Annotated in this window: 15 protein-coding genes; 9 read left to right on the plus strand and 6 right to left on the minus strand. The window is 65.0% G+C overall.

What is annotated here, in order from left to right:
• Positions 1-25: 25 nt before the first annotated feature.
• From R0382_RS08265 to R0382_RS08275, 3 genes are read right to left on the minus strand one after another with little or no spacing between them, the layout of a single operon-like run.
• On the minus strand, positions 26-430 hold the full coding sequence (locus tag R0382_RS08265; RefSeq protein ID WP_432723813.1) for a DUF6841 family protein: 405 nt from the start codon (positions 428-430) through the stop codon (positions 26-28).
• A gap of 6 nt (positions 431-436) precedes the next feature.
• On the minus strand, positions 437-1,945 hold the full coding sequence (locus R0382_RS08270; protein ID WP_432723815.1) for a hypothetical protein: 1,509 nt from the start codon (positions 1,943-1,945) through the stop codon (positions 437-439).
• Positions 1,945-3,288, minus strand: coding sequence for an adenosylmethionine--8-amino-7-oxononanoate transaminase (locus tag R0382_RS08275; RefSeq protein WP_432723817.1), 1,344 nt, complete (start codon positions 3,286-3,288; stop codon positions 1,945-1,947). Before R0382_RS08275 ends, R0382_RS08270 begins: the two co-directional genes overlap by 1 nt.
• A gap of 263 nt (positions 3,289-3,551) precedes the next feature.
• Here R0382_RS08275 and R0382_RS08280 point away from each other — a divergent pair, with 263 nt between their 5' ends.
• The 8 genes from R0382_RS08280 to R0382_RS08315 all read left to right on the plus strand — a co-directional run bounded on the left by R0382_RS08280 (position 3,552) and on the right by R0382_RS08315 (position 7,718).
• The gene (locus tag R0382_RS08280) at positions 3,552-3,797 is read left to right on the plus strand and encodes a BufA1 family periplasmic bufferin-type metallophore (protein ID WP_432723819.1); all 246 of its coding nucleotides are present in this window, start codon (positions 3,552-3,554) and stop codon (positions 3,795-3,797) included.
• Positions 3,798-3,963: 166 nt separating this feature from the next.
• Positions 3,964-4,809 (plus strand): MNIO family bufferin maturase, encoded by an 846-nt coding sequence (gene bufB / locus R0382_RS08285; RefSeq protein ID WP_432723821.1) that lies wholly within the window; start codon positions 3,964-3,966, stop codon positions 4,807-4,809.
• Positions 4,803-5,528, plus strand: coding sequence for an HvfC/BufC family peptide modification chaperone (locus R0382_RS08290; RefSeq protein WP_432723823.1), 726 nt, complete (start codon positions 4,803-4,805; stop codon positions 5,526-5,528). Before bufB ends, R0382_RS08290 begins: the two co-directional genes overlap by 7 nt.
• Positions 5,525-5,974 (plus strand): DoxX family membrane protein, encoded by a 450-nt coding sequence (locus R0382_RS08295; RefSeq protein ID WP_432723825.1) that lies wholly within the window; start codon positions 5,525-5,527, stop codon positions 5,972-5,974. The genes R0382_RS08290 and R0382_RS08295 overlap by 4 nt, the downstream gene beginning before the upstream one ends.
• Positions 5,975-6,023: 49 nt before the next feature.
• The gene (locus tag R0382_RS08300) at positions 6,024-6,329 is read left to right on the plus strand and encodes a panthothenate synthetase (protein ID WP_432723826.1); all 306 of its coding nucleotides are present in this window, start codon (positions 6,024-6,026) and stop codon (positions 6,327-6,329) included.
• A gap of 64 nt (positions 6,330-6,393) precedes the next feature.
• Complete coding sequence (locus tag R0382_RS08305) at positions 6,394-7,005, plus strand: sigma-70 family RNA polymerase sigma factor (RefSeq protein ID WP_432723828.1); 612 nt, start codon at positions 6,394-6,396, stop codon at positions 7,003-7,005.
• Positions 6,992-7,195: a zf-HC2 domain-containing protein gene (locus R0382_RS08310; protein ID WP_432723830.1), complete on the plus strand. Its 204-nt coding sequence runs from the start codon at positions 6,992-6,994 to the stop codon at positions 7,193-7,195. The genes R0382_RS08305 and R0382_RS08310 overlap by 14 nt, the downstream gene beginning before the upstream one ends.
• 109 nt (positions 7,196-7,304) lie before the next feature.
• On the plus strand, positions 7,305-7,718 hold the full coding sequence (locus R0382_RS08315) for a VOC family protein (protein ID WP_432723831.1): 414 nt from the start codon (positions 7,305-7,307) through the stop codon (positions 7,716-7,718).
• 13 nt (positions 7,719-7,731) lie between these two features.
• Here R0382_RS08315 and R0382_RS08320 read toward each other — a convergent pair whose 3' ends face one another.
• The 3 genes from R0382_RS08320 to R0382_RS08330 form a co-directional block, all read right to left on the minus strand.
• Positions 7,732-7,983, minus strand: a complete 252-nt coding sequence (locus R0382_RS08320; protein WP_432723833.1) for a hypothetical protein — start codon at positions 7,981-7,983, stop codon at positions 7,732-7,734.
• A gap of 108 nt (positions 7,984-8,091) precedes the next feature.
• Complete coding sequence (locus tag R0382_RS08325) at positions 8,092-10,125, minus strand: pyridoxamine 5'-phosphate oxidase family protein (protein WP_432723835.1); 2,034 nt, start codon at positions 10,123-10,125, stop codon at positions 8,092-8,094.
• Between the two features lie 18 nt (positions 10,126-10,143).
• Positions 10,144-10,791 (minus strand): glutathione S-transferase family protein, encoded by a 648-nt coding sequence (locus R0382_RS08330; RefSeq protein WP_432723837.1) that lies wholly within the window; start codon positions 10,789-10,791, stop codon positions 10,144-10,146.
• Between the two features lie 138 nt (positions 10,792-10,929).
• On the opposite strand from R0382_RS08330, the gene R0382_RS08335 reads away from it, so the two are divergent.
• Entirely contained in the window at positions 10,930-11,811 is an 882-nt protein-coding gene (locus tag R0382_RS08335) for a LysR family transcriptional regulator (RefSeq protein ID WP_432723839.1), read from the plus strand.
• Positions 11,812-11,972: the final 161 nt, after the last annotated feature.

The raw sequence follows: 11,972 nt of genomic DNA on the forward strand, positions 1-11,972 counted from the left end.
ATCCGTCGCTGCCGGCCTTGTCGGGCTAGTTCAGGCGTTTTTCTTCGTATGCGGTGCAAAGCTGGATACGCCAGCCTTCGCGGGTATGGCGCAGATTGTAGGTGGTGTTGAATTGCCAAGGTGGCAGATCGGTGCTGCGACGGATCGACCAGCACACATCAACAACGGCGTGATGTTGTCCCTGGGCGAGGAAGGCGGACGGCGCGAAACGGGCTTCGAGATAGCCGCTGTCCCGATACTGTGTGCACAGGGCGATCATATTGCTTTTCACCGCATTGAAATCGGGCCAGTGCGTATAGCCCTCATCGGTAACGATCCCCGATGGCGCAGCGTACAGCTGCGCGATGGCTTCACCATCCAAGCGGTTGAATGCAGCCCGGTACTGCTCGAAGAACTGAGCGATGGCAGCCGGTAGTCTGGTAGACGACAAACGGCTTTACCCCGCCTGGTACTCGAACAGGTCATAACCCATCTGTTGCTCGACCAGTTTGGTGGCGCGCAGCCGCAGGACGCCGTTGCCGGTGTCGACGGCCAGCTCGCGCAGCGGTGCGTACGTGCCCTTGGATGCCGCCAGTTGCGCGGCCTGCTTGAGCACGGCGATCTCGGGAATCAGCAGCGCCGGTTGTGCCGGCACGTTCTCGCGCGGCCCGGCAGCGCGGACCATTGCCGGTGTCGGCTGGGCACTCATCACTTGCAGGCCCATATCGATGCCGCCGTCGTCGCGTTGCTGCAACCAGCGGACCGAGGCAATCATCCACGGTTCGTCGGCACTGGCCCGCAGCGCAACGATTTCGCCGGCGCGGGCCTGCTCGGCCGGCATCGCGTCGCCGCGGACGGCATAGCCGCCCGGGCTTTCGTTGACGATGCGCCACTGGCTGATTTTCGGTGACGCGGTGCCGGTATCGATCTGGCCGGCGCTGGTGGTGTGCACGGTGGCGGCGAGGCCGAGGCACAGCTCGATGCGCGTATCGGCGAGGATGCGCTGGAACAGCCGCTTCGGGGCGATGCTCCATTGCCGGCTGACGCGACGGAGGATTTCCATCCACATCAGCACCTTGGCGCGGTCGTGTGCCAGGGGCGCCTTGGCTTCGAGTGCGTGCAGCGCGCGGAACAGTTTCTTGCCGAGTTCGATCGTGTCGACCAGCAGTGCTGCGCCGTCGATGCCGTCGGTGTTGCGGGCGCCGACATAGCGCGGCGGGCCGTCCTGATCGAGCCGGACCAGGAAAAAACCGGCCGCGGCGCCGAGTTTGGACGGCGACTGGAAGCGGATCAGTGGCGCGTAGCTGTCGACGAGTTCGATCACCTTGTCGAGTTCGTCCTGCGCATAGCGCGACGGATCGGCCAGCGCCAGCAGCAGCATGCGCTTGTAGTACAGATTGCTGGTCGGCTGGTTGTCGTCCTTGCCTTCCTCGAGCAGCTTGTGCTCGCCGGCGTGGCGGAACAGCCGGTGGGTTTCGCGCCAGAATCCTGCCGGCATCGCCATATAGGTCCGGCTGGCCAGTCGCAGTTGCTGGTAGTGCGTCTGCATGGTGCGCTGGATGACCTGCGCGGCCAGGCGCTGATTGCCGAACAGGCTGCGCTTTTCCAGCCGGTCGATCAGCGTGCGCTTGTAGCCGATGGCCAGCTCCTGCCACAGCGCACGCATCAGTTGTGCGGCCTGGCGGGCGCGTTCGCCCATCGGCAGCCCCGGCACGCGGTACAGGCTTTCGAGGCCGCCGGCGAGCAGGTCGATGGCCGTGCAGTATTGTTCGAGCAGCGCAAAGCGTTCGTCCGGCGCGATGCGGACGCGGTTGCAACTGGCGAGCGCGTCGAGGACCTGGCGGCCGGCGTCGAGGACCTGCGACATCGGCAAGCGGATCAGCCAGTCGCGCAGCTTGGCGGGATCGCGCTCGACGATGCCGTCGAGGCGGGGGTCGAAATCGGGAAGGGCGAGCGTTAGCATCATCAGGCCAGCGGCAAGTCCTGGGTATGGTCATCGGTCGCCAGTGCGGCGTCGAGCGCTGCGAGCGCGCCATCGGCAAGCAGGCGGGCTTCGTCGTCGCTCATCACGTACGGCGGCATGAAGTAGACGGTATTGCCGATCGGCCGGACCAGCAAGCGCTGGTCGAGCGCGGCGGCGAAGTAGCGCTGGGCAAAACCGGCACCGGCATCGCGGACATCGAAGGCCCAGATCATGCCGGTCCGGCGGAAATGCACGACATTCGGATGTGCGCGCAGTGGATCGAACAGCGCATCCCAGCGCTCGGCCTTGGCGTGGTTGATCGTGATGACGTCGTCGGTCTCGAAAATGTCGAGCACGGCATTCGCGGCGGCGCAGGCCAGCGGATTGCCGGTGTACGAGTGCGAGTGCAGGAAGCCGCGCGACACATCGTCGTGATAGAAGGCCTGATAGACCGCGTCGCTGCACAGCACGCACGCCAGCGGCAGGAAGCCGCCGGTAATGCCTTTCGACAGGCACATCAGGTCCGGCTGGACACCGGCGCCCTGGCTGGCGAACATCGCGCCGCTGCGGCCGAAGCCGACGGCGATTTCGTCGGCGATCAGCAGGACGTGATGACGATCGCAGGCCGCACGGGCCAGTTGCAGGTAGCGTGGCGAATACATCGCCATGCCGGCGGCGCCCTGGACCAGCGGTTCGATGATCAGTGCGGCGATTTCGCCATGATGCAGCGCCAGCAGGTGTTCGAGCCGGCCGGCGGCGCGGTCGATGACATCGTCGGCGGATTCACCGGGCAGCGCGCGGCGTGGATCGGGGCTCGGTGCGATGAAATGCTGACCGATCAGCGGCGCATACGCGTCGCGGAACACCGGCACGTCGGTGACGGCGAGCGCACCGGCGGTTTCACCGTGATAGCTGCCCTCGAGATAGACAAAGCGGTGCTTGGCCGGATGACCGACATTGCGCCAATAGTGTGCCGCCATCTTCAGGGCGATTTCGACCGCCGATGCACCGTCGGAGCCGTAGAAGGCATGACCCAGCCCGGTGAGCGCACCGAGGCGTTCGGACAGCCGCACCACCGGCTCGTGGGTGAAACCGGCGAGCATCACGTGTTCGAGTTCGTCGAGCTGCGACTTGATCGCGGCCTTGATCCGCGGTTCGCCATGGCCGAACAGGTTGACCCACCAGCTCGATACCGTATCGAGATAGCGCCGGCCGTCGGCGTCGACCAGCCACGCGCCTTCACCGCGGGTAATCGGAATCAGCGGCAGCGCCTCGTGGCGTTTCATCTGGGTGCAGGGATGCCAGACTGCAGCAAGGCTGCGGGCAAGCAGGTCGGAGTTGGCCATGGGAAAACTTGCAGGTTTGGTCTGTCATTGTAGCCGTATCCGCGTGCTGGAAGCGCCGGTACAGCTGCCGCTGTGGCCTTCTTGCGTCGTCACGACCAAGCAGACCGATATCACTGTTTTCTTACGGTTGTAGACCGTTTTCGCCGCTTGGCAGGATGAGGGACTGATTTTTTTCTCCGGCGCTGTCATATCCACGAACGTTGTCCGACTCTGAGGATGAGAGACGCAACTGCGGCTCCCTTTCAATCTTCTGGAGAATGACCATGGAAAAGAAACAACTGCTGCTTGCTTCGGCACTGGCCGCCGTACTCGGGGCAACGCTGTCGGCACCGAGTTTCGCCGCCGACAAGGAGAAGTGTTATGGCGTGGCCAAGGCCGGCCAGAACGATTGCAAGGCCAACGGCCACTCGTGCGCCGGTCAGGCCAGCAAGGACATGGATTCGGGCGAGTGGAAGTTCGTTCCGGCTGGCACCTGCGCGAAGATGGGCGGCTCGATGAAAGCCATGTAAGCGTCGCTGACAAAACCCTGCTGGCTGCGTGGCGCTGACGTGTCGTACTCGTTTGCACCGTCTGCGTTTCGTGCGCCTTGCCAGCATCGTTTCACCGGGTTTTGTTAGCCGCGCCAAGCCCCACCGCAGGGCCGGGGCAGTTTGACCGGCCCGCTGGACGATGACGATGAATACATTAACCCATGCCGTTTTGCCGCCCGGAGCAGGGCTCGGGCTGAGATCGCCGCATGTCGCCGACGTGCTGGCACAGCGTCCCGACGTCGCCTGGTGGGAAGTACACAGCGAAAACTATTTCGGCGGCGGCCAGCCGATTGCACAACTCGAAGCGGTGCGCGCCGCCTACCCGGTCAGCCTGCATGGCGTCGGCCTTGGGCTGGGCAGCGCCGAGCCGCTTGATCTGGTGCATCTGGCGCAGCTGAAGGCGCTGGTCGCACGCATCGAGCCTGCGATGGTCTCGGAGCACCTGTGCTGGAACCGGGTGCCGGGGCGTTTCTTCAATGATCTGCTGCCGGTGCCGCGCATCGACGGCGCGCTGGCGCTGCTGGCCGATCGCGTCGACGCGGTACAGACCGCGCTGGGCCGGCGCATCCTGATCGAAAACGTCTCGCGTTACGTCGCCTTCGACGGAGAGACCTATGGCGAGGCCGAGCTGCTGGCCGCGCTGGTTGCGCGGACCGGCTGCGGCGTGCTGCTCGACGTCAACAATCTGTATGTCAACGCGCTCAATCTGGGGGTTGATCCGCTGGCCGAAATCGCCAGCCTGCCGGTTGATAGCGTCGGCGAAATCCATGTCGCGGGCTTCGAAATCCGCGACGGCGTGGCGATCGACACCCATGGCGCCCCGGTCAGCGCGCCGGTGTGGGCCTTGCTCGACGCCGCGCTGGCGCGCTTCGGGCCGCTGCCGGTGCTGCTCGAACGCGATACACATCTGCCGCCACTGGCCGAACTGCTCGACGAGTACCGGCGCTTGACGGCGCGGGTAGGGACGGTGGCCGAGGTGGTCGCATGCTGAGCTATGCCGACACGCTGGCCGAATTCGCCGCCGGACTGGCCGACGACGCGCTTGCACCGGGCTGCCTCGTCGCGGCAACGCGCGCCAATCTGGCGCTGTATCGCAGCAACGTCCGGCTGAACCGGATCGATGCGCTGGAGAACGCGTTCCCGACCGTGGCGGCGCTGGTCGGGGTCGACTGGTTTCGCGCCATGGCGCGCGCCTATGTCATCGCCGAACCGGCGGCGTCGGCGAACCTGCACGACGATGGTGCGACGCTGGCGGTGTTTCTCGACGGCTTCGCACCGGCGGCGAATCTGCCTTATATGGCCGATGTCGCGCGGCTCGACTGGGCGCGTCACCGTGCGTGGTATGCGCCCGACTCGGCGCCACTGGATCCGGCGCGGCTGGCGGCGCTGGATGCCGACGGTTTTGCGCGCTGCGTGCTGGGCTTCGATCCGGCGCTGGCGCTGGTCGTCTCGATGCGCTGGCCGATCGCCGCCATCGCCGCGATGCACGAGGGCGGCGCGCCGGCCGACCTCAATGCCGGCGGGCAGGCGGTACTGGTCTGGCGCGACGGCTGGCGTCCGGTCGATCGGCAAGATGCCGGTTGGTTGAAAGCCTTGCTGGCCGGTGTGGCGGTGGGCGAGGCGCTGGCCGCCGCGCAAGGCGATCCGGATCCTTTGCTGGCGTGGCTGTTCGGCCATGGCCTGATCCGCAATATCAAGGAGGACGCATGATGAATGGGCTGGCCAAGCTGGGCCGCATTTACTGTTGGGGCGAATTGCAGGTCGCGAAACTGGCGCCGCTACTGGCGCTGGCCGCGCGGCTCTACGTTGCCAAAGCGTTCTTCCTGTCCGGGCTGACCAAGATCCGCGACTGGGACACGACGCTGCTGCTGTTTACCGAGGAATACCACGTTCCCATTCTGGCGCCGGCGATTGCGGCACCGCTGGCAACCGCCGGCGAGCTGGTACTGCCGGTGTTGCTGGTACTCGGTCTGTTCGGCCGCTTTGCGGCAGCCGGCCTGTTCATCCTCAACGCCGTCGCGGTGCTTTCCTACCCGGGGCTTGAGGCCATCGAGATCAAGGATCACGTGCTTTGGGGCGTGCTGCTCGCCTATCTGGTGATCCATGGTTGCGGCGCCTGGTCGATTGACCGGTTCTGGCAGCGGCGCTGCGGGTAGGCGTATGCGGCAACGCCATTCATGCCGCGCCTTCGAGGAGTTCATTTAGATGAAAATGTTGCTCACAGTCGAATTTCCACTCGAGCCCTTCAATTCTCTGGTCAGAAGCGGCAAGGTGGGCGAGGTGATTGGCCGTATTCTAGAAACGATCAAGCCCGAGGCCGCTTACTTCACCGAGCAGGACGGCAAGCGCGGCGGCGTGTTCGTCGTGGACGTCTCCACCGCGTCGGCCGTGCCGTCGCTGGCCGAGCCGTTTTTTCTCAACTTTGACGCCTGCTGTAAATTCCGCATCCTGATGACGCCGGCGGATCTGCAGCAGGCCGGGTTGGCTGCACTGGGCAAAACCTGGGGGTGAGGCGAAGCGCATCGTCGTTCGGGCGGTTTGCCTCGGGAAGCCGCCCGCTGACTAGGACACGCATTTGAATTCAAGCAGCACGCAGGACCGGATTCACGACGACGCTTATCTGGCCGGGTTGCGGCGCGACCTGTTCCGCTTTGCGCGCTTGCAATTGCGCGACGAGGCCGCGGCCGAGGACGCGGTGCAGGAGGCCATGACGGCGGCCTGGCTGCAGGCCGACGGCTTTGCCGGCCAGTCCGAACACAAGACCTGGGTTTTCGGCATTTTGCGGCACAAGATCATCGACGCGGTGCGGCAGCGACAACGGCTCGTGCACCTCGCCGATCTGGGAGGGGACCGCGACGACGACGAGCAACTCGATGCCCTGCTGTTCAACGCGAGTGGTCATTGGGATAAACCCAACAAGCCGCAGGCCTGGCCCGATCCGCAGACGCTGCTGGCGCAGCGCCAGTTCTGGCGCCTGTTCGAAGCCTGTCTCGAGCATTTGCCCGAACAATACGGCCGCGTGTTCATGGCGCGCGAGTTTCTTGGCCTGGAAATGAATGAAATCTGCGATGAGTACGCCGTGACCGCCAACCATTGCAGCGTGCTGCTTTACCGCGCCCGCTTGAGGCTGCGCACCTGCTTGTCGGAAAAAGGCTTCTCGGCGGAGGATGACCATGGCCAACTGTAAGACCGTCTCGAAGTTGCTGTCCGATGCACTCGATCGCCCGCTGGCGCCGCAGGAGTGGCTGGTGGTGCACGCCCACTTGCCGATGTGCTCCGGTTGCCGCAATTTTCGCCGTCAGCTGCAAACGCTGCGGCAGGCCGGCGACCGGCTGCGCGATGGCCAGACGTCCGAGGCCCCGTCGGCCGAAGACTGAGCCGGCCGCCTTCGGCCCGGCCGTTCCCCGTTTTTGCCTTGCTCCCGTCCGGCCTGCGGGCTAGAACGCCACGTGTGCCGCGCCGCGGCAGACTCACGAGGAGCATTCCATGCTAGTGCAAGCATATTTGTCGTTCAATGGTCGTTGTGAAGAAGCGCTGGCCTTTTATAAGCAGGCGATCGGCGCACAGGTCGGCATGTTGATGCGCCACAAGGACGCGCCACCGGGATCAGGCTGTGAAGACATGGACGAAGTGTGGCAAAACAAGGTGATGCACTGTGATTTTACCGTCGGCGACTCACAACTGATGGGGTCGGACGGGATGCCGGGCTCGCCACCAACGGTGATGAGTGGCTGTACGCTGTCGATTGCGACCGAGGATCTTGAAAAGGGCCGCCAGATGTTCGAGGCGCTGGCCGCGGGCGGCAATGTGCAGATGCCGTATCAGAAGACGTTCTGGGCGAGGGGCTTCGGCATGCTGACCGATCGCTTCGGCATCAGCTGGATGATCAACTGCGAGTAATCGGCGCTGGGGCTCAGGCGTGGCCGGACTGTTGCCGGTGCATCTGGGCCAGCTCGCTCAGCAGGTGCTCGGGGGTATCGCCGAGTTCGCGAGCCTTGGCCACAATCCGCAACTTCACCGCACTTTTCAATCTGACCAGCGCCATATGGCGCGCCTGGGCGGCTTGCGCAGCACGGTCTTCGGTGCTGACCGTGGCAGGTGAAGTAGCGAACAACAGCGACGGATGGTCGCCATCCTTGATGCCGTCGGGAAGTTTGAAGTTCATGGCTGCAATTCTAGTCTGCTTGTATGACCAGGGGATGATATTTCTTACAAGATATCGGAAAGTGCAGCCGAGCGGTGGGGATTAGTAAGCAGTTGGGATGTTGATTACTCACAGCGCCAATACGACCGGGCTGGTCGGCATCGCACAGCAGATCAGCGCTTCACCGTCGCGCGGCGGGTGGCTTGGCGGCTTCGGGTAGCACACCGTGCCCGATACCAGCTTGGTGCTGCAGCTGCCGCACAGGCCGCCGCGGCAGCTGTATGCCGGGCTGAGGCCGCTGGCCTCGGCGGTGTCGAGCAAGGTGACGCCGGGCTGCCACTCGGTGTTGACGCCGCTGTCGGCAAACCGGACCGGTTGCGGCGTCTCGGGGGCGGCAACGGTGGTACTGGCGTCAGATTCCAGCGGTTCGCCCTGGGCGAAGAATTCATAGTGGATGCGCGAGCGCGCGACACCGAGGCCGCGCAGTGCCCAGTAGCTCTGGCGCATGAAGGCGTCCGGCCCGCAGAGGTAGACATCGTAATCGTCGAGCGGCAGCAGGCTGCGCAACAGGTCGGCGTCGATCCGGCCGGTACTGTCGTAATCGAGGCCCGGGCGATCGGCCTCGTCCGCTTGCGAGTAGCGGACGTGCAGTCGCAGCGTTGCGTGCTGCGCGACGCGTTCGCGCAGCTGCGATGCGAAGGCGTGCTCGCGGCCATTGCGCGCCGCGTGGATGAACCACACCGGCCGCGGCCGGAAGCGCATGCCGGTCGCCGGCGCGAGCGCATCGAGCATTGCCAGCATCGGCGTGATGCCGACGCCGCCGCTCAGCAACACCACGGGCCGGGCGCTGGCGGCGTCGAGGGTAAAGCCGCCGCGCGGCGCCTGGGCCTCGATCAGGTCGCCAACCTGCAGCACGTCGTGCAAATACTTGGAGACCCGTCCTTCGCGCTTGACCGAAATCCGGTAGGCATCACCATCGGCCGCTTGCGATAGCGTGTACGTCCGCGTCAGCACGCCCTCGCCGGGAACGTTGACGCGGATCGGCAGGAACTGGCCCGGCTGGTAGGGGACCACACCGAGTCCGTCGGCGGGCTGCAGGTAGAAAGACGTGATCGTTTCGCTCTCGCTCTGCTTGCGCACCACGCGCAGCGGCCGGTAGCGCTTGGCCAGTTCGGCCAGCGCCACCGCGTTGTCGACAGCCTGCCAGTCACCGGTGCCGGCGAGGATGGGCGAGACTTCTTGCAGCGCCCAGCGCAGCGGCAGCCGCCTGCGCAGCCGCAGCACCCCCTCGACGCGAAAGCGCACCAGCCGCTCGGCGCCGGCGAAGGCGTGCAGCTCGTCGCCGTCCCAGATGATCTCGCCGCGTCCGGCGATATAGAGCAGATCGCCGCTGGCGAAATCGGGGAAGACCAGCCCGGCGCGCGGGTTGACCTGCAGATTGCCGAGCGTGTTGAAGTGAAAGTTGCCGATGAAGTCGGGCCACGTCAGCGTCGCTTCGTCGTCGACACGGACAAAGCCCGCCTTGCCGCCGCGGTGCGAGACGTCGGCGCCGTCGCGGCCGGTATCGTTACCGGCTTCGGCGAAATGCGTGGCGATGAAAAAGGTATCGGCCGCGGCAATGCTGGCGATCGCCGCCGCATCGAGCACGGCAAGCGATTCGGGCGATGGCAGCACCGCGTCGGGTTCGACGCGGCGATACTCGCGCTTCTGGATGTATTGCGGGCAATTGCCGAAGCTCTGCGTCACCGTGATCCGCAGGCCGGCGTCATCAAGCGCGGCGACCAGCCCGTTCAGCCGGTTGCGTCGCCGCGTATGCAGCTCGATGCCGAGCAGGCCGATCGCCGCGCCCGGCTGCAGGGCGTGCGTGAGCGGATCATCGGCGACCGGGCTGGCGGCCAGCCGCAAGGTGCGCGAATCGGGCGAGGCGGCAAAGCCCGGCTCGCCGGCCAGCAGGGTTGCCCACGGCTGGCCGGTCGCGTCGACCGCGCCAACGACGACGAAGGGCAGCTGGGCGAAAAAATCGCGGTGCTGCTCCGGCATGTAGTCGCGCACGACCAGGCGGCCGATCGATTCGACCTTGTCGCGCACGCCGACGCGGCGTTGCACTTCCTGTTCGCCAGCGTGAAAAGGGGAAGCTTCGTGCGGCCAGCCGGGCAGTGCCATCATCGTCTCCAGACAGGGTTATGTTGTTGCCGCGGCGAGGCCGACCGGGCTTTCAATCATCGGGACAAAGCCCGGCAGGGCCTCGATCCGGGCGAGCCAGCTGCGGATGTTCGGGTAGTCGGCCAGCGAGACATCGCCTTCCGGCGCGCGGGCGATATAGCTATAGCAAGCCAGATCGGCGATCGTCGCTTTTTCTCCGGCCAGATAGCCGCGCGTTGCCAGTTCGGCTTCGATCACCGCGAGCAGCGCGTGGCTGCGGGTGATCAGCGCCGGCAGATCGAGTTTGGCGCCGAACAGGTTGACCAGCCGCGCCGAGGCCGGGCCGGTGGCGAGCGGGCCGGCGGCGACCGACAGCCAGCGCTGCACTTGCGCGGCGCCGAGCGGATCGGCTGGCAACCAGCGGCCTTCGCCGTAGCGCTGCGCCAGATAAACGAGGATGGCGTTCGAATCGGCCAGCACCGTGCCGTTGTCGTCGATGACCGGCACCTGGCCGAAGCGGTTGAGCTTGAGGAAGTCGGCGCTTTTTTGCGCGCCGGTCCTCAGGTCGATGTCGACCAGTTCGTGCGGCAGGCCGAGCAGGCCGAGGAAGAGTTCGGCGCGATGGCTGTGGCCGGACAGCGGGTGGCGGTAGAGGCGGATCGGTTTGACGGGGTGCGGAGCGTTCATGGTGATGACCTCGGTGGGTGGGCGGTATATCCATTCTGGATAGAATCTATAGCTGGATAAATGTCGAATATCCAATTTGACTACTCCAAAATACGGATTAATGATGTCGTGTTGACCATCCGGCTTTCGGGAAATGTCATGGATAAATTGCGTGCGATGCAGACCTTTGTCGCCATCGTCGAGCACGGCAGCCTGACCCGCGCAGCCCGCGCGCTCGCGTCGTCGCTACCGGTAGTGGTGCGCACGCTGGCGGCGCTGGAAGAAACGCTCGGTGTCCGGCTGCTGAACCGGACTACGCGGCGGCTGTCGTTGACCGACGAAGGCCGCGCCTATCTGGACAGCTGCCGGCACATTCTCGGCGCGGTCGACGAGGCCGAGCAGCGGCTGTCCGACCGGCACGACGAACCCAGCGGCCGGCTCGTCATTACCGCATCGGTGCTTTACGGGCAGATGTATGTCGCGCCGGCGGTGACGCGTTTTCTGCAGGCGTATCCCAAGGTGCAGTGCCGGCTGATCTTGCTCGATCGCGTCGTCAACCTGCTCGAGGAAGGCGTCGACGTCGGCATTCGCATTGGCACGCTCGACGACTCCAGCCTGATCGCGCAGCAGGTCGGCGAGATTCGCCGCGTGGTGGCCGCCAGCCCGGATTATCTGGCGAGGCACCCGGCGCCACGGCATCCGCGCGAGCTGGCCGAGGCCAACTGCATTCGCTTTACCGGCAACGGCCGCGCGACGTGGCTGTTTCAGGAGAACGGCAAGCCGCTGCAGGTGGCGATATCGGGCAACCTCGAATGCAACCATGGCCTGCCCGCCGTCGACGCCTGCGTGGCCGGGCTCGGCATCGGTCAGTTTCTTTGCTACCAGATCGCCGATCACATCGCCGCCGGGCGCTTGCTACCCATTCTCGCGACCTACCAGTTGCCGTCGCAGCCGGTCAGTCTGGTCTACCCGCATGCCGGCCTGTTGCCGCACCGGACCCGGCAGTTCGTCAGCTGGATGAAGCAGGCCTTGCGCAAATAACGGCAAAATCCGTATCGCGCAAGCGCGGATATCCACAGGCTTGGTGATTGATTATAAAAGAGAAAACCGGAAATTTTTGGCTTGCCCCTCAATTGGTTGTCATAAACAATATGTGTATAAGTGCAACCAATAAGGCCGCGCTACCGCAAGGTGGATGCAGC

The sequence above is a fragment of the Jeongeupia wiesaeckerbachi genome, assembly GCF_050916355.1.
In the GTDB taxonomy this organism is placed as follows: domain Bacteria; phylum Pseudomonadota; class Gammaproteobacteria; order Burkholderiales; family Chitinibacteraceae; genus Jeongeupia; species Jeongeupia wiesaeckerbachi.